Below are 16,854 nucleotides of genomic sequence, written 5' to 3'. Positions count from 1 at the left end.
TCAGCTCTCCTCGGACCGGAAGGCGCGCATCTGCAGCGCGTTGATGATGACCAGGGCCACCAGCACGATGATGGAGATGGCCGCCGCCACGCCCAGGTCGTTCTGCCCCTGGAACGCCACCGAGTAGATGAGCTGCACCACCGAGATCGTGCTGTTGTCCGGGCCGCCCTTGGTGAGGATGTAGAACTGCTCGAAGGCGAGCAGGGAGCCGGTCACGCAGAGCACGGTGGTCAGCGCCAGCGTCGGACGCAGCAGCGGCAGGGTGACCTTCCAGAAGGTCTGCCAACGGCTGGCGCCGTCCATCCGGGCCGCCTCGTACACGTCCGCCGAGATCCCCTGGAGGCCGACGAGCATGAGCACCATGTAGAAGCCGGCGTAGCGCCAGACGATGAGGAACAGCGTGGAGAAGAGCGCCGCGTTCGGCGAGCCGAGGAAGGTGAAGCCCCAGCGCTCCATGACGGGTGCCAGCGGGCTGGCGTACGGCGAGTAGAGCACGTAGAACAGCAGTGACGCGGAGGCCAACCCGAGCGCGCTGGGCACCAGGAACGACGCGCGGACCAGGTTGTTCCACCGGCTCGACTCCTGCACGAGCATGGCCAGGCCCAAGCCGAGCAGCAGCAACAACACGGTCGCGAGCACCGTGTACTTGACGGTGAACACCACCGAGGAGGTGAAGAACCGGTGGTTCACCGCCTTCACGAAGTTGTCGGGGAAGTTGATTCCCTGGTCGCCGGTCAGAAGCGGCCATTTCGACACCGACATCCGGATCACGAGCAGCAGCGGAACGGCGAACAGCGCCGCCACGAAGACCGCGGTCGGGGTGGCGTAGAGCCAGCCGAGCCAGGCTCGACGGTTGCTGCGACGGGCGACGCGTCGAATCGCCGCACCGGTCGGGGGTGCGTTGACTCTCATGGGAACCTCTCGTTCATCGGCCGGCGGCAGCTCGTCGCTGCGTCCCGGGTCGGTGTCGTACCGCGGGGTGTGCCGGGCCGACGGCCCGGCACACGCCCACGGCGTACGTCTACTGCCCAAGCACCGCGGAGATCTCGTCGTTGTCCTTCTGGAGATTGCCGCCGTCACCCAGCACCTGGTCGCGCACCAGCGTCAGCCACGGGCTGTTCGGCGCGTTGAACGCCTGCTGGAAGTTCAGCGCGACCGGGGTGTCACCCTTGCCGGCCACCTCGTTGATGGTGACCAGCCGCGGGTCCTGGGAGGCGTACTTGTTGTTCGCCAGGTCGGACCGGGACACCACGTCCTTGTTCTTCGCGAGCACCTCGACCTGGGCGTCCTCGGACATCATCCAGTTCAGGAAGTTCCAGGCCTGCGCGGCCTTCTTCGAGTCCTTCGAGACGCCGATGCCGTCGCCGCCGACGAAGGTGGAGGCGCCGCCGTCCGGGCCGGGGATGCCGGCCACCCCGACATCGAACGGCGTCGAGGAGAGCAGCGTCGCCGGGTAGAACATCAGGCCGACCTTGCCCTGGGTGAACCCGGCCGTCCAGGTGGGGCCCGCCTCGTCCTTCGAGGAGGGGAGCACGGCGCCGGACTTCCACAGGTCCCGCCAGGTGCTGTAGACCTTCTGGGCGGTGTCGTCGGCGAGCTTGGACTTGGCGCCGTCCTCGCTGAGCACCTCACCGTTGCTGGCCCAGATGGTGGGGAACCAGGTGAAGACCAGGCATCCGCCGCAGTTCAGGCCGGTCGCCGTGCCGTAGACGCCGTCCTTCTTCAGTGCCTGGACCGCCTTGGCGGCGGCGGCGTACTCCTCCAGCGTCGCCGGGGCCTTCTCCGGGTCCAGCCCGGCGTCCTTGAACAGCTGCTTGTTCCAGAACATCATCGACAGGTCCAGCACGAAGGGCAGCACGTACTCCTTGCCCTCGCGCGTGCCGGCCGCCAGGTGGCCCTTGTTGATGGAGTCCTTGAAGCCGAGGCCGTTGATGTTCGAGCTGAGGTCCTTGAACAGGCCCTGCTGCACCCAGTTCGGCACGTAGACGATGTCCGCGGCGAAGAGGTCGGGCAGCCCGCCCGAACCGGCCGCCGCACCGACCTTCGCCACGTAGTCGTCGTTCGGTACGACGGTCAGCTTGACCTGGTTCTTGTGGCTGGCGTTGTACGCCTCGACGAGAAGCTTCGCCTGCTTCTCGAGCGGCGCCCGGGTCCACAGGGTCAGCTCACTGCCGTCGTCGGTGCCGTCCGGCCCGGCCTGGACCGTCGCCTTGTCGTCCGAGTCGGCCTTGCTGCACGCCGCCGCGCCGAGGGCCAGCGCCGCCACCAGGACTCCTGCCAGCGAGCGCAGGCCAAGTCGCCCGCGCGAGGTTCGTCTCATGGTCATCTCCTACGCTCATCGTTCCGAGGTCCGCACCGCGGTCCCGGCCAAGCTGGGAACTTCTTTTCGGTGAGTTGGGTGTTGCGCCGCCCTGTCGAGGAAGACTTCGTTGGCACCGGAGTTTCCTCGGGCGTTGTCCGTCCGGCCGATCGGCCGTCCGGCGACATTTCGGCGACGGCCGGCGCGGGATCAGAGCCGCTGCGTCATCCGGTAGTAGGTGCTGTTCCAGCGGAGGTGATCCGCGAACGACCGCGGGTCGGTCGCGGCGTCGATCATGAGCAGCTCGACACCGGCCATGTCGGCGAAGTCGGCGAGCGCCTCCCGGCCGACCGCGGTGCTGAGCACGGTGTGGTGCGGCCCGCCCGCGAGCAGCCAGCACTCGGCCGACGTGGCGAGGTTGGGGCGGGGCTTCCACACCGCGCGGGCGACGGGCAGCCGCGGCAGCGGCTCGTCCGGCGCCACCAGGTCGATCTCGTTGGCGGTCAGCCGGAGCCGGCCGCCCAGATCGGCGAGACCGACCACGAGACCCGGGCCGGGCGCGGCGGTGAAGACCAGGCGAACCGGGTCCTCACGATCACCGATCGACAGCGGGTGGATCTCCAGGCTCGGCCGGTCCCCGGCGATGCTCGGGCAGACCTCGAGCATGTGCGCGCCGAGGGTCTTCGGCTCGCCCGGCCCCCAGTGGTAGGTGTAGTCCTCCATGAACGAGGTGCCGCCCGGCTCGTCCCCGGCCACCACCTTCAGGATGCGCAGGAGCGCCGCGGTCTTCCAGTCGCCCTCGCCACCGAACCCGTATCCATCGGCCATCAGCCGCTGCACGGCGAGGCCGGGGAGCTGCCGCAGACCGCCCAGGTCCTCGAAGTTCGTGGTGAAGGCGTCGAAGGCACCCGCCTCCAGGAACTGCCGGAGGCCGAGTTCGATCCGGGCGCCGTAGCGCAGGGACTCGTGCCGCTCGGCACCGCGACGCAGCTCGGGCGCCACGGCGTAGCGCTCCTCGTACTCGACGACAACCTTGTCCACGTCCGAGTCCGCGACCTCGTCGACGGCCGCGACGAGCGCGTTCACACCGTAGGCGTTGACCGAGATGCCCAGGGTCGCCTGGGCGCCGACCTTGTCGCCTTCCGTCACGGCGACGTCGCGCATGTTGTCGCCGAAGCGGGCCATCCGGAGTGACCGGGACGCCCGCCAACCGCTCGCCGCGCGGGCCCAGGCGCTGACCCGCTCCCCCACCACCGGATCGCCGGCGAACCCCGCGACCGTCTTGCGGGCCACGCCCAGCCGCGACTGCACGTACCCGAACTCGCGGTCGCCGTGCGCGGCCTGGTTGAGGTTCATGAAGTCCATGTCCAGCTCGGCCCAGGGCAGCGACCGGTTGGCCTGCGTGTGCAGGTGCAGCAGCGGCTTGCCGAGCGCGGACAGGCCGGCGATCCAGGCCTTGGCCGGCGAGAACGTGTGCATCCAGGCGATGACGCCGACCACCGCGTCGTCCGCGGTGGCGTCGAGGCAGGTACGGCGGATCGCGTCGGCGGTCGTCAGTACCGGCTTCCACACGAGGCGAGGACCGGCCCGCAGGGCACCGGCGAGCGTCTGGCACACCTCACGGGATTGCGCCGCGACCTGTTCGAGCACTTCCTCGCCGTACAGCGCCTGGCTTCCGGTCAGGAACCAGATCTCTCCGGGCTTTTCAACTGTCGGCACGAATGTCACTCCGTTCCATCGGTCCGGCCAGGCTGGCCGTACACCTTCTGGTAGCGCGCGTAGAGGCGGTCCACGTCCACCGCGTCGATCGTCAGCGGCGTGCCGAGCTGCCGTGCGATGTGCACGGTCCGCGCGACGTCCTCGCACATGACCGCCGCCTTCACCGCGTCGCGGGGGGTCGCCCCGATCGTGAACACGCCGTGGTTGCGCATCAGCACCGCCGGCGACCGGTGCCCGGCGAGCGTCTCCACGATGCCCCGCCCGATGGAGTCGTCGCCGATCATGGCGAACGGCCCGACCGGGATGTCGCCGCCGAACTCGTCGGCCATCGCGGTGAGCACGCACGGGATCGCCTCGCCGCGCGCCGCCCACGCCGAGGCGTACGTCGAGTGGGTGTGGACCACCCCGCCGACGTCCGGCCGGTGCCGGTAGACGTACGCGTGGGCCGCGGTGTCGCTCGACGGGCTGTATCCACCCTCGACCACGTTGCCGTCCAGGTCGCAGACGACCATCGAGTCCGCCGTCAGGTCGGCGTAGTCCACGCCGCTCGGCTTGATGACCATCAGATCGTGACCCGGTACCCGACCGGACACGTTGCCGGCCGTCCAGGCCACCAGGCGGTAGGCGGTCAGCTGCGCGTGCAGCGCGGCGACGACCTCCCGGATCGATCGCACCGTCTCGGTGAGCGCCGCCTCGTACGTTCTCATCGTGCCTCCGCCTCCCGCCGGATCCGGCGCAACTCGTGCATCACGTCGCTGCCGCCGCGACCGAAGTGGTCGTGCAGCGCCAGGTACTGCGCGTAGAGCGCGTCGTAGGCGGTGGCGCGCTTCTCGTCGGGCTGGTAGACCGCGACGTCGCGCCGGCCCATGGCCGCCGCCGCGTCCCGCACGTCCGGGTACGCGCCGGCGGCGACCGCGGCGTGGATCGCCGAGCCGACCGCGGGTGCGTGGGTGGAGGCCACGATGCTGATCGGCAGCCTCGTCACGTCGCTGTAGAGCTGCATCAGGAACCGGTTCTTGACCAGGCCCCCCGCGACGACCAGCTCGGTCACCGGCACGCCCCCGTCGCGCAGCGCGTCGATGATGGCGCGGGCGCCGAAGGCGGTCGCCTCCAGCAGCGCCCGGTAGACGTCCTCGGGACGGGTCGCCAGGGTCAGCCCGACGACGAGGCCGGAGAGTTCGTGGTCGACGAGGAGGGAGCGGTTCCCGCTGTGCCAGTCGAGCGCGACCAGCCCGTGCCCGCCGACCGGTTGAAGCGCCGCCTTCTCGGTGAGCAGGTCGTGCACCGAGATGCCCCGGGCGCGTGCCTCGTCGACGTAGGCCGGTGGGGTGTTCCGCTCGGTGAACCAGGCGAAGATGTCGCCGACGCCACTCTGGCCGGCCTCGTAGCCCCACAGGCCCGCGACGATTCCACCGTGCACGACGCCGCAGATGCCGGGCACCTCGGTCAGCACCTCGGAGCTGACCACGTGGCAGGTCGAGGTGCCCATGATGGCGACGAGCTGGCCGGGCTCGACGGCGCCGGCCGCGGGCGCCGTCACGTGGGCGTCGACGTTGCCGGCGCAGACCGCGATGCCCTCCGGCAGGCCGGTCAGCTCCGCGGCGGCGGCCGTCAGGATGCCGGCCCGCGTGCCGAGGTCGGCGATCGGTCCCGCGAGCTTGCGGCTCACGAAGTCGGTGAACCCGGGGTGCAGCGCCGCGAGGAACTCCTCCGACGGGTAGTGGCCGTCCTGGTAGATCGCCTTGTAGCCGGTCGCGCAGGCGTTGCGGACGTACGTGCCGGTCAGCTGCCAGACGATCCAGTCGGCGGCCTCGACCCAGCGGTCGGTTCGCGCGTAGACCTCGGGGTCCTCCTCCAGGAGCTGGAGTCCCTTGGCGAACTCCCACTCGGAGGAGATCCGGCCGCCGTACCGGCTGATCCAGGGCTCGCCGCGCTCGTGGGCGAGCTGGTTGATCCGGTCCGCGTGACGCTGGGCCGCGTGGTGCTTCCAGAGCTTGACGTACGCGTGCGGCCGGTTCGCCAGCTCGGCCAGCTCGCACAGCGGCGTGCCGTCCTCCAGTGTGGGCAGCACCGTGCAGGCGGTGAAGTCGGTGCCGATGCCGATGACCTCGTCGGCGGCGATGCCGGCCGCGCTGACCGCCTCGGGCACCGCGTGGCGCAGCACGTCGACGTAGTCCCCAGGCACCTGCAGGGCCCAGTCGGGCGGCAGCCGTTCGCCGGAGGCGGCCAGGCGCTCGTCCATGACGCCGTGCGCGTACTCGTGGACGGCGGAGCCGACCACCGCGCCGTCGGCGACGCGGACCACGACGGCCCGGCCCGACAACGTGCCAAAGTCGACACCCACCACGTACCCGAGGGCGTGAGCGGTAACGGAACGCGGCGACATCGAGTTCCTCCAAGCAGAAGCGCACCTGATCCCCGGTGCACGTGTGTTAGCGGAGTCACAACGATGTTAGCGTTAACTAGGGCGGCGTCAAGACTTGGCGAAGAGATTGTTTCGGGCAGGTTGCCGGCCGCCATCGCGGCCGGCTCCTACCGCCGACGCTCCGCAGTGCTGTTACGAATTACCAGCTCAGGGGGGATGACCGACGAGGCGCCACGCCCCTCGCCCGCCTCGATCACGGCCAGCAGGATCTCGATGCTGCGCCGGCCGACATCCCGGAACGGTTGACTCGCGGTGGTCAGCGGTGGCGTCATGAACGCCGCTTCGGGGATGTCGTCGAACCCCACCACGCTGACCTCCTCCGGCACCCGCACCCCCGCCTCGTGCAGTGCCCGCAGCACACCCAGGGCCATCGAGTCGTTCGCCGCGAACACCGCGGTGACCCGGCGATCCCGGGCCAGCTTCTGGCCCGCGAGGTAGCCGGACTTGGCGCTCCAGTCGCCGACGAGCTCGCGGGGCACCGGTCGACCGTTCTCCTCGAGCGCGGCCAACCAGCCGTCGACGCGCCCGTTCGCCTCGCTCCAGTCCGAGGGACCCCGTACGTGGTGAACGGTCTCGTGGCCCAGGGAGAGCAGGTGCTCGGTGAGCATCCGCGCGCCCAACACCTGGTCGACCGAGACGCTGGTGACGTTCGGCAATGCGTTCTCCACGGCGACGACCGGAACGTTGGTCGGCAGCGCGCGGACGAACGCCATCGCCTCGGCGGCCTGTGGAGCGATCAGGACGAGCCCGTCCACCGACTGGTCGACAAGACGCTGGACGGCCTGGGTCGCCGCCTCGGCCGTGGGCCGGCGCAGGCTCGCCACGCTGACCGCGTATCCCGCCTCTTCGGTGGCGTGCTCGATGCCGTTGAGCATCGAGGCCGGCCCATAGAGCGTGGTGTCGAAACAGACCACGCCGAGCGTCTGCGAACGCCGGGTGACCAGGCTCCGCGCGGCGCTGTTCCGCCGGTAGCCGAGTTGCTCGATGGCGAGGAGGACCCGCTCGCGGGTCTCCGGGCGTACCGACTCGGGCTCGTTGAGGACGCGGGACACGGTCATGTGCGACACGCCCGCCAGGCGCGCGACATCTCCCATGACCGGTAGACGGCGGCCCTTTGCCACGCTCACTATCGATGGCTCCTCACGTTTTCGACTCATCATCCTCGATCCCGCGGGGCGGCGTCACCCCGCCCTCGCCGGTGGACAACGACCGTGCGCCCGACCCGCGCCGGTGCCCCCGCCTCGTCCATCGCGGCCAGCGGAAACGCCGCCGGCACGAACGGCGCCAGGTGGGACGCCCGGCGCGCGGCCGACCGGATGACCCGCGGTCGGACCTCGCTCGTCGCCCAGCCGAGCATCGCCCGGCCCAGGTGGCCTGGCTACCGTCGTGGTCGAGTCGGCCACCGCGCTCCTTCCCCGCTGCGACGTTAACGATAACATTCGCGGGCCGGCAGAAATGCCTCTCGTCGGGCGACGCGCGGGGCGGCGACCGTCGATGCCGTCGAGTGCCCACCGAACCGGCCGGGCAGCGCCCGGCGGCATGAGCGCCACACGGCCGGAGGGAGCGCCCCGACCACGGGACGCTCCCTCCGGCCTCAGGTGGTGCCGGTGCCGATTGTCAGCCGGCGATGAACTTGAAGTAGGTGCGGTACTGGAATCCGTCGTCGAGAGTCAGGACGAACTCCCGGCAGGTACCGACCCACGACGGGTCGGTCTTCCACGGGTAGTTGTACTGCCCGTTGGCGTTGGCCGACATGTGCGACCCGCCCGGGTTACGCGCCGCGACCGGGGTCGGCCGAGGAGTGACCGGCCCGCTCGGGTTGACGGTCTTGAGCGTGTCGCAGTCCACCAGCCGCGAGTACGGCGAGTTGCTGGCCAGGATGTCCAGGCCCCGGTTGGCGGCCAGCTTGAACTTCATCGGCGCGGCGTCACCGGCGATGACCGTGTTCAACGCCGGCTGCGCGGACCGACCGACGAAGTCACCCCGACACGACGGGTGGGTGTCGAACGCCTCGCTGTTGTCGTTGCGGTTCGTGGTGCCCTGCACCGCGCTGTAACCCAGACCACGACGCGCGAACGAACCCCAGATGATGCAGGCGTTCTCGCCACCGGTCAACGCCGCGTCCGCGGCGATGATCGCGTTACGACCGGTCACGAAACCCGGACCGCAACCCTGCATCTTCATCCCGTCGAGCACCAGCTGGAGCGCGAGGTTGTTACCGCCGGTGTTCCACCCGTCGTAGATGTTCGGGTTGAACCCGTGCCGGTCGACGAGGTTCCAGACCATGTCGTACAGCACGGCCGCCCAGCCGTGACCGATGCCGTGCGGCGCTGCCAGGGAGGTGCCGTCCAGCCAGCCACCGGTCTTGATGCTGTCGTACGTGAACGGCTGGATCTCCATGTTCCGCGAGTACGGCCGCGGCCGGATCCCGCCGCCCACCCGGCTGTCCTGGAACAGCGGGTACTGACCGTAGCCGCGGGCGTTCTCCGGATCGTCGATCGCGGGGTTGAGCAGCGCGGTGATCGCGAGGAAGTCGCTCCAGCCCTCGCCCATCTGCTCGTCGCCGGTCAGGCAGTTGATGTTCGGGCCACCGGTGAGCCGGTTGGAGATCCCGTGGCCGTACTCGTGGAAGATCGTCTCCGAGCGGAACGAGGCGTCCCGCATCGCCGGGCGGGCCAGGTTGCGGTGGACCTTGCCCGAGGCCGGCAGCCCGGCCTTGATGGCCCTGCCGTCGGCCTGGCCAACCATCACGGCGGGAATCCCGACCGGCGGGTTCATGGAGCCGCTCATCACCGCCGGGTTGCCGGCGACGTTGTTGACGACCACGACCGCCGCGGCACCGGCCTTCTCGGCGTTGACCACCTGGGTGTAGAAGTTGCAGCTGCTGGTCCGGTCGACCACGGCGACCGCGCCGCTGGGCAGGCTGTAGGCGGTGCAGCCGTCGCCGGTCGCCCCGACGCCGTCGTTGACCACCACCACCTCGCCGGCGAAGCCGGCGCTGGTGGGCGCGGGGGTGAACCGCGCGTACTCCGCCTCGTACGTGCCGGCGGCGGAGCCGCCGTCGATCGTCACGGCGTTCGGCAGACCGAACTGGTTGCCCGGCCAGAGGAACATCTGCATCCGGGGCCGGCCACCGTCCGCCGCCGGCGTGGAGAAGTTGGCGTTGTTCTCACCGGAACCGTCGTGCGCCTCGCACAGCACGTCGTCGCCGCCGACGCCGCCCCGGCCGTAGTTGTTGACCTGGAAGTTGCCGGACATCTCGTCGAAGCCGTACCGGTAGGAGATGTCGTGGACCATGTTGCACCAGTAGAACTGGTTCGTCACCGCGGCCTGGGCGTACGTCTGCGGATGCTCGTTCAGGTCGGCCGGGAAGTTGAACGTGAGGCCGGCGCCACCGTCCGGCGCGCTGTCCGGGTCGACCTGGTTGTTGGCGTCCTTGTCGGTGTAGGCATACGCGTTGTTGCCCCGGGTGATGGTGTATTCGGCGCCCGGCTTGCCGTCCGTGTCGTGCCAGCCGTACGGGGACGCGGTGCCGTCCGCCGGGTTGGTCACCAGGGTCCGCGGCCCGTCGTTCGGGTCACCCTTCGGGAACTCGAAGACCTGGTAGCTCGACCCGTCGACGGCCGGGTTCGGCGGGCTGACCCGCGCGGCCGGGATGCTCGCGGTGGCGATGGTCGCGGCCTGCGGCTCGCGGCGGCCCAGCGTACTGACCAGGTCTTCCGGGCTGTCGTGGTCGGTCCAGTCGTCGGCGTTGAGCAGCTTGCCGGTCTCGGCGTCGACCGCGGCGTTCCACAGGTGGGTGTCCGACGAATCATCGATCACCAACTGCCAGGCCAGCCGCAACCCGTCCTCGGTCGGCTGCCAGCCCAACTTCGCCGGAATCGGCTGATCCGAGATACCGGCGCCCGACACCACCGTGCGCTGCGCCGCACCACCGGTCCGGCTCATCACCTTCGCGTTCTTCGGATCCGCCAGATCCAACGCGTCGGCAGCCGCCTCCACCGCCTCCACCGCGTCCAACGACGCGTCACCGGAAGCCTTCGCCGACAACCCCGACACCAGGCTGTCACCCACGAAGATCACACTGCCGTCACGAGCGACACTCACCGTCGCCGTCGCGCCGAACACCTCCAGATCCTCGTGCCGCTGCGTCAGGTTCACATGAGTCACCCCGTTGTGGCGACTCGGGTAACTCGACGACACCACCAGATCCGACAGATCCGCATCACCCACGCCATGATCGGCCGGATGCGCCCGCAGATACCGCATCGCGATGTCGTTCGGCGCACCCTCGTTCGGGCCAGTCAAGAAGATCGGATTCTTCGCCGGGGCCTGATCAGGATCAGCCCACGCGGGCTTCGTCGACAAGGTGGTCAAAGACGCCACCAACGTCGTGGACAACAACAACGCGGCGTTGCGTCGACCACGGGACAGATACGGGGGCACCGCTGCTCCCTTCGGGGGTTGGACAGGACAGCACGAACCGCCGATCCACGACCGCCACAACGGCCCGCCACGCTGATCCGCGACGCCCGCCCAGCGATCACGTTCAGTGATCGATCTGGTGCGGGGTGAATACATCGACGCTAGTGCTTGGTCCGCAAGTCGATCATCCGACGGGTGGCGGAATCTTCCACCAGCAGCTCCTACGCCTGTCGCGGCACAGCGAACCGACCAAAAGGGACAGTGCCGTGCGTCGCTACGGTCGGGCCACGAGATCCCACAGCGGGCCCGCGGCGACCCCCACCACGAGGCTGAGCACCGCGGCCACCACGGCGAGCCGGGTCGACCACGGTCGCGCGGGCCCGTCGTACGACGGCGCCGGTTCGCCACGCTCCGAGGGCGCCGACTCTCCGGCCCGGTAGGTCGGCGCGACCCAGCGCAGGTAGTAGCACAGGCTGATCATGCTGTTGGCGAAGACGACGGCGGCCAGCCAGGCGTAGCCGCCCTCCCAGGCGGCCGTCGCGGTGGTGAGTTTGCCGACGAACACGGCGGCCGGCGGGGTGCCGACCAGGCCGAGCAGAGCCAGCAGGAGGGCCGCGGCGAGCCAGGGCCGCCCGGCGGCCACACCCCGCCAGTCGGCGAGCCGCCGACGCCCGGGCAGGGCGGCGCTGACGGCGAACGCCGCGATGTTGGTCACCGTGTAGCCGGTGAGATACACCAGCAACGAGGGCAGGGCGAGGCCGCTGCGGCCGGCCGCCACGACCGGTACGAGCAGGAAACCGACCTGACTCACGGTCGACCAGCCGAGCAGCCGCCGGGGATCGGACTGCCAGTAGGCCGCGAGGTTGCCCAGCGTCATGCCGCCCACCGCGAGCGCCGCCACCAGCACCGGCCATGGCGACGACGCGGGAAGCACCATAGCCAGCCGGAAGGTCGCGACCAGCGCCCCGATCTTGGGAACGGTGGTGAGAAAGGTCGCCGCCGTGGCATTGGCCGCCTCAGCCGCGTCGGGCACCCAGAAGTGCCCGGGTACCCCGCCGGCCTTGAACATCAGTCCGACGATCACGGCGACCGCCGCGACGGTCACCGCCCCCCGTGGCGCGCCGGCGAGCCGATCGGTGAGTCCCGGATAGTCGGTGGCGCCGCTGAGCCCGGACAGGATGGTCACCCCGAGCAGCAGGATGATGCCGAACAGCGCGCCCATCAGGTACGCCTTCATCGCCGCCTCGGCGCCCGCGGCGGTGTGCGCGAGGCCGATCAGCGCGTAGAGCGGGATGCTGGTGAGGAGGAACCCGACGGCGAGGACGAGCAGGTCGTTCGCGCCGGCGAGCAGCACGCTGCCGGTGGTGGAGAAGAGCAGCAGGGCGTACGTCTCGCTCTCCCGCGCGCTGCCGGAGACCTCGTCGGCGGCGAGGGCCAGGATGAGCAGGGTGCCGGACGCCGCGAGGATCCGGGCGATCCCGGTGGTGGTGTCGACGGCGAACGAGTCGCCGAAGGCGCTCGCCGCCGGTGCGGGCAGTCGCAGCGCGGCCGCGACGATCGTGGCGACGAGGATCGCGGCGGTCAGGACCCGGACGAGCCACTGCCGACGGCGGGGGACGAAGGAACCGCCGATCAGTGCGGCGAGCGCTCCGGTGGCGAGCAGCATCTCGGGGAGCAGCAGCAGCGGGCGTATCTGCGTCTCCACGGGTCAACGCCCGAGCAGGCCGACGACGGCGTGCGCGGCGGGCTCGACGACGGCGAGCAACGGGCGCGGGACGACCCCGATCACCAGGGCGAGCACCAGCAACGGCCCGACCGACCACAGCTCGCCGGCCCGCAGGTCCGCAAACCCGATCGACCTGCCGGCGGTCTCGCCGGTGAGGATCCGTTGCAGCGCCCGCAGGAACAGCGCCGCCGTGACCAGGATGCCGAGCACCGCGACGGCGGTGACGGGTGCGGCGGCGATGCTACCGGTGAAGATCTGGAACTCGGCGATGAAACCGGAGAAGGCGGGCAGTCCGAGGGACGCGAAGGCGCCCACGGCGAACAGCGTCGCGAAGGTCGGCGCGGAGGCGGCGAGCCCACCGAAACGGTGCGCGTCGTACGTTCGGGTCCGGTCGTGGAGGACGCCGGCGAGCAGGAAGAGCGCGCCGGTGATCAGTCCGTGGCTGACCATCTGGGTGACCGCGCCGGCGACCGCGACGGCGCGGGCCTGTACGGTGTCGGCGGCGGCCAGGCCGGCGACACCGACGGCGAGGACTACGTAGCCCATGTGGTTGACCGACGTGTAGGCGATCATGCGCTTTACGTTGACCTGGGCCAGCGCCACGAGCGCCCCGTAGATGACCGAGACGACGCCGATGACGATCAGCACGCCTGCCCAGGCCCGCCAGGCCTGCGGCAGCATCGGCATCGCGATGCGGACGAAGCCGTAGGTGCCCATCTTCAGCAACACCCCCGCGAGGACCGCCGAGCCGACGGCCGGGGCGTCGGTGTGCGCGGGTGGCAGCCAGGTGTGGAACGGCACGGTCGGCGTCTTCACCGCCAGGCCCAGCAGGATCGCCGCGAGCACCAGCCCACCGGCGACGGGTCGGCCCTGCAGCGGTGGCGCGGCCACGAGTCGCGGGATGTCGAAGGTGTGCGGTTCGGCGGCGACGTACAGGCCGATGAAGCCGACCAGCAGTGCCAGGGAGCCGAGGAAGGTGTAGAGGAAGAACTTCAGCGCCGACCGCGCGCGATCGCCGTGGCCCCAGCCGGCGATGACGAAGTACATGCCGACGAGGGACAGGTCGAAGAAGACGAAGAACAGGATCAGGTCGGCGGCCACGAAGAGGCCGAGGCTGACGCTCTGCAGGAACAGGAACAGCGCCGCCTGGCCACGGGGGCGGTGCCGCTCGCGCAGCGCGTACCCGGCACAGGCCAAATAGATCACCGCGGTCATCGCCACCAGGGGCAGCGACAAGCCGTCCACCCCGACGTGGTAGCTGCTGTTCACCCCCGGGATCCAGGCCGCCCGCTGGGCGAAGGTCAACTGCCCGGGCGGCGGCGTGTCGTAGCGCAGCCACAGCACGGCGACCAGTCCGAGATCGACGGCCGCCACGGCGACCCAGGTCCAGCGCGCCGTGGTGTCGCCGATACGCGGCAGGGCGGCCAGCGCCACGGCGGCGAGCAGCGGCAGGAAGACGATCAGACTGAGCACGGCTCATCCCCAGACCACGAGGACGACGACGGCGGCGAGCAGCACCAGCACGGCCTGGAGGTAGTACTGGTGCAACTGGCCGGTCTGTGGCCGGCGGGCGAGCCGCCCCAGTCGACGGGTACCGGCGGCGAGTCGCTCCACGGCGCCGTCGATCCACCGGTCGTCGACCAGGCCGGCCCACCGGGCCAGGCGCAGCGACCCGGTCGACACGAGCTGGACGCCGCGGTCGAGCACCCGGTCGTCGAAGCGGGCCAGGGCCTCGGCGCAGCGCAGCACCGGGCGGACGACCAGCACCCGCGCGACGGCTTCCAGCCCGAGCCACCGCAGCGCCCACCGCGGCTCGGGGGCCGGGCGGCGGGCGACCAGCAGCACCACGGCGAGGGCGAGCAGAGCCGACACCGCCGGCTCGACCGGCGGAACGTGGAATTCGCCGGGCTGCCCGAGGGTACGGGCGACCACCGGGCCGACCGGCGGAAGGGCCAACAGGCCGGCAGCGGCGGCGCACGCCGCGAGGACCGCCAAAGGCACCTGCCGGGAGCCGCCGGCAGCGGCCTTCGTCGGGTCGCGGCCGGCATCGAACCGCTGGTCGCGGCGGGCATCGAACCGCTGGTCGCGGCGGGTGTCGAGTCGCTGGTCGTGGTGGGTGCCGACGTCGCCGCGCTGGTTCGGGCGTGCCCGCCAGATGACGACGAGCACCTTGCCGGCGTAGGCGGCCGACAACGCCGACGCGGCCAGGCCGACCGCGTACAACCACGGCGACCGTTCGACGACCCGGGCCAGGATCGCGTCCTTGGTCGCCCAGAGCGACAGCGGCGGGATCCCCGCGAGGGTCACCGCCCCGACGGTGGCGGACCAGCCGACCAACCGCCACCGGACGGCGACCCCGCGCAGCCCGGCCAGCCGCGTGGTGCCGAGCGCGGTCAGCCACACGCCGGCCGCCAGGAACAGCAGTGCCTTGGTGGCGGCGTGCGCGATCAGCTGGGCGGCGCCGCCGGCCACGGTGCCGGCGCCGGCGGCCAGCACCACGAACCCGAGCTGGGCGCAGGTGGAGGCGGCCAGCAGCTGCTTGACGTCCCGCTGGGCGACCGCCACCGCGCCGAGCAGCAGCGCCGTCGAGGCCCCCACCCACATGGTCAGCGGAGCGGCCCAGCCGGTCGCGGCGAGCAGCGGCTGCACCCGCAGCAGCAGGTAGCCGCCGAGGGCCACCATCGCCGCTGAGTGCAGGAGCGCGCTGACCGGGCTCGGACCGGCCATCGCCCGCGACAGCCAGTACGAGAACGGCAGTTGCGCGGCCTTGCCGAGCGCGGCGACGAGGATCCCGGCGGCGACGACGTGCCGCCATCCCGGGCTGCCGTGCGGCAGGTCGGCCAGGGCCAGGCCCGCGCCACCCGCCAGCGCGGCTCCCGCGGCGACGTACAGGCCCACGTCGGCCGAGCGGGTGGTGAGGAACGCGGTCAGGCCGGCCGACATCCGGTCCGGGTCACGCCACCAGAACCCGATCAACGCGTAGGAGGCGGCGCCCATGATCTCCCACGCGAACAGCAGGGCCGGCAGCGTCGCCGCGGTGACGGTGAGCGCGGCGGAGGCTGCGAACAGCAGCATCAGGCCGTGGAAGCGGGCCCGGGAACGCCGGATCTCCCCTGCCGGGGCGGCCAGCACCAGCAGGGTCACCACGGCCAGCATGGGCGCGAGCAGCGCGGCGAGCCCGTCGACGGTGAGCGCGAAGTCGGCACCGGCCACGAACGGCGCCGAAACGCTGGGCCGGGCCACCGCGACCACGATCGACGCGATCACCGAGAGTGCGGCAACAGTGAGCGAGACCGGCGCGGCGACCCGCTCCGCCCGCCGTGTCGTGGCCAGCAGGACGCCCGTCGCCGCGGGAAGCGCCACCAGCGTCCACAGGGCGGCCTGCGCGAGTTGGCTCATCGGGACAGGTCCGCGGCCAGGTCGGTCAGGTCGGCGCGGCGTACCCGATGCAGATGCGTGGCCACGGCGAAGCCCATGGCCATCTCCACGGTCATCGCGACGATGATGACCAGCAGCAGCACCTGCCCGGACGGGTCCGGGGCGAGGAACCACCAGAAGGCCGCGGCGGCCAGGATGAGGCCGTTGAGCATCAGCTCCAGCCCCATCATCACCATGACCACCGCCTGTTGGGACAGCGCACCGTAGAGTCCGACGCTGAACAGCGCCGCCGCCACGAGCAGCACGGTCTGCAGGGTCACCGGCCGACACCCCCCGGCTGTGGGTCGTCGGCCGGCCGCCGGCGCAGGTCGTCGCCGAACCGGTCGTACCGGGTCCGGTGGGCCGCCAGCACGACGCCGGCCACGACGGTGACCGCCATGACCCCGCCGACGGCGGACATGACCAGCATCTTCGGGCCCATCAGCCCGTCCCCCAACGCCGCCGTCACGTCGGCGGGCGGACCGCCACGCCGCGCTGGCCACGGCACCAGCAGCACTCCGGCGGCGAGGAGCACGAACACGCCGATCGACACCGCCAGGGCGTGACGGTTGTCGTGGACCATGCTCATCGGCATCAGGGCCGGGTTCATGCCCATGAACATGACCATGTAGACGGCCATGACGGCCATCTCCATGACCATCATCAGGATCGTCACCACGCCGACGTAGTGCTGCCGCAACAGCAGCACCAGCAGGCCGACCGCGACGAAGGACACGGCGAGGGAGTAGCTGGCCCGGGCCATCGAGTCGACCATGAACGCGGCGGCACCGGCGAGCACCGCGACGACCGCCAGGACCCAGAACGCGACGTGAAGGAGCATCC

General features: G+C 71.0%; 12 protein-coding genes. All 12 read right to left on the bottom strand.

Annotation, left to right across the window (positions count from 1 at the left end; genetic code table 11):
* Window positions 1–912 (bottom strand): carbohydrate ABC transporter permease, encoded by a 912-nt coding sequence (locus GA0070621_RS08010; RefSeq protein WP_091192743.1) that lies wholly within the window; start codon window positions 910–912, stop codon window positions 1–3.
* Window positions 913–1,021: 109 nt separating this feature from the next.
* On the bottom strand, window positions 1,022–2,320 hold the full coding sequence (locus GA0070621_RS08005) for an ABC transporter substrate-binding protein (RefSeq protein ID WP_167666695.1): 1,299 nt from the start codon (window positions 2,318–2,320) through the stop codon (window positions 1,022–1,024).
* Between the two features lie 189 nt (window positions 2,321–2,509).
* On the bottom strand, window positions 2,510–4,018 hold the full coding sequence (araA, locus tag GA0070621_RS08000; RefSeq protein ID WP_091202171.1) for an L-arabinose isomerase: 1,509 nt from the start codon (window positions 4,016–4,018) through the stop codon (window positions 2,510–2,512).
* A gap of 5 nt (window positions 4,019–4,023) precedes the next feature.
* Complete coding sequence (locus tag GA0070621_RS07995) at window positions 4,024–4,725, bottom strand: L-ribulose-5-phosphate 4-epimerase (protein WP_091192739.1); 702 nt, start codon at window positions 4,723–4,725, stop codon at window positions 4,024–4,026.
* Window positions 4,722–6,404, bottom strand: a complete 1,683-nt coding sequence (gene araB, locus GA0070621_RS07990; protein ID WP_091192738.1) for a ribulokinase — start codon at window positions 6,402–6,404, stop codon at window positions 4,722–4,724. The genes GA0070621_RS07995 and araB overlap by 4 nt, the downstream gene beginning before the upstream one ends.
* A 146-nt stretch (window positions 6,405–6,550) precedes the next feature.
* The gene (locus GA0070621_RS07985; protein ID WP_091192736.1) at window positions 6,551–7,537 is read right to left on the bottom strand and encodes a LacI family DNA-binding transcriptional regulator; all 987 of its coding nucleotides are present in this window, start codon (window positions 7,535–7,537) and stop codon (window positions 6,551–6,553) included.
* 523 nt (window positions 7,538–8,060) lie between these two features.
* Window positions 8,061–10,829: a M36 family metallopeptidase gene (locus GA0070621_RS07975; RefSeq protein WP_269455592.1), complete on the bottom strand. Its 2,769-nt coding sequence runs from the start codon at window positions 10,827–10,829 to the stop codon at window positions 8,061–8,063.
* 313 nt (window positions 10,830–11,142) lie between these two features.
* Complete coding sequence (locus tag GA0070621_RS07970; protein ID WP_091202169.1) at window positions 11,143–12,534, bottom strand: NADH-quinone oxidoreductase subunit N; 1,392 nt, start codon at window positions 12,532–12,534, stop codon at window positions 11,143–11,145.
* 42 nt (window positions 12,535–12,576) lie between these two features.
* A complete protein-coding gene (locus tag GA0070621_RS07965; RefSeq protein WP_091192731.1) occupies window positions 12,577–14,067 on the bottom strand; it encodes a complex I subunit 4 family protein in 1,491 nt (496 codons plus the stop codon).
* Between the two features lie 3 nt (window positions 14,068–14,070).
* On the bottom strand, window positions 14,071–15,993 hold the full coding sequence (locus GA0070621_RS07960) for a proton-conducting transporter transmembrane domain-containing protein (RefSeq protein WP_091192729.1): 1,923 nt from the start codon (window positions 15,991–15,993) through the stop codon (window positions 14,071–14,073).
* Complete coding sequence (locus tag GA0070621_RS07955) at window positions 15,990–16,292, bottom strand: NADH-quinone oxidoreductase subunit NuoK (RefSeq protein ID WP_091192728.1); 303 nt, start codon at window positions 16,290–16,292, stop codon at window positions 15,990–15,992. The genes GA0070621_RS07960 and GA0070621_RS07955 overlap by 4 nt, the downstream gene beginning before the upstream one ends.
* Window positions 16,289–16,852, bottom strand: a complete 564-nt coding sequence (locus tag GA0070621_RS07950) for an NADH-quinone oxidoreductase subunit J (protein WP_091192726.1) — start codon at window positions 16,850–16,852, stop codon at window positions 16,289–16,291. Before GA0070621_RS07950 ends, GA0070621_RS07955 begins: the two co-directional genes overlap by 4 nt.
* Window positions 16,853–16,854 lie beyond the last annotated feature (2 nt).

It is taken from the genome of Micromonospora narathiwatensis (assembly GCF_900089605.1).
Lineage (GTDB): Bacteria > Actinomycetota > Actinomycetes > Mycobacteriales > Micromonosporaceae > Micromonospora > Micromonospora narathiwatensis.
Note: the sequence above shows the minus strand (reverse complement) of the source record. Positions and strands in the feature narration are given on the sequence as shown.

What these genes read in the sequence shown, in the direction of transcription:
- GA0070621_RS08010 (WP_091192743.1), bottom strand. Translation starts at nt 912, where the DNA reads ATGAGAGTCAACGCACCCCCGACCGGTGCGGCGATTCGACGCGTCGCC.
- GA0070621_RS07960 (WP_091192729.1), bottom strand. Translation starts at nt 15,993, where the DNA reads ATGAGCCAACTCGCGCAGGCCGCCCTGTGGACGCTGGTGGCGCTTCCC.
- GA0070621_RS07970 (WP_091202169.1), bottom strand. Translation starts at nt 12,534, where the DNA reads ATGCTGCTCGCCACCGGAGCGCTCGCCGCACTGATCGGCGGTTCCTTC.
- GA0070621_RS07985 (WP_091192736.1), bottom strand. Translation starts at nt 7,537, where the DNA reads ATGGGAGATGTCGCGCGCCTGGCGGGCGTGTCGCACATGACCGTGTCC.
- araB (WP_091192738.1), bottom strand. Translation starts at nt 6,404, where the DNA reads ATGTCGCCGCGTTCCGTTACCGCTCACGCCCTCGGGTACGTGGTGGGT.
- GA0070621_RS07995 (WP_091192739.1), bottom strand. Translation starts at nt 4,725, where the DNA reads ATGAGAACGTACGAGGCGGCGCTCACCGAGACGGTGCGATCGATCCGG.
- GA0070621_RS08005 (WP_167666695.1), bottom strand. Translation starts at nt 2,320, where the DNA reads ATGAGACGAACCTCGCGCGGGCGACTTGGCCTGCGCTCGCTGGCAGGA.
- GA0070621_RS07950 (WP_091192726.1), bottom strand. Translation starts at nt 16,852, where the DNA reads ATGCTCCTTCACGTCGCGTTCTGGGTCCTGGCGGTCGTCGCGGTGCTC.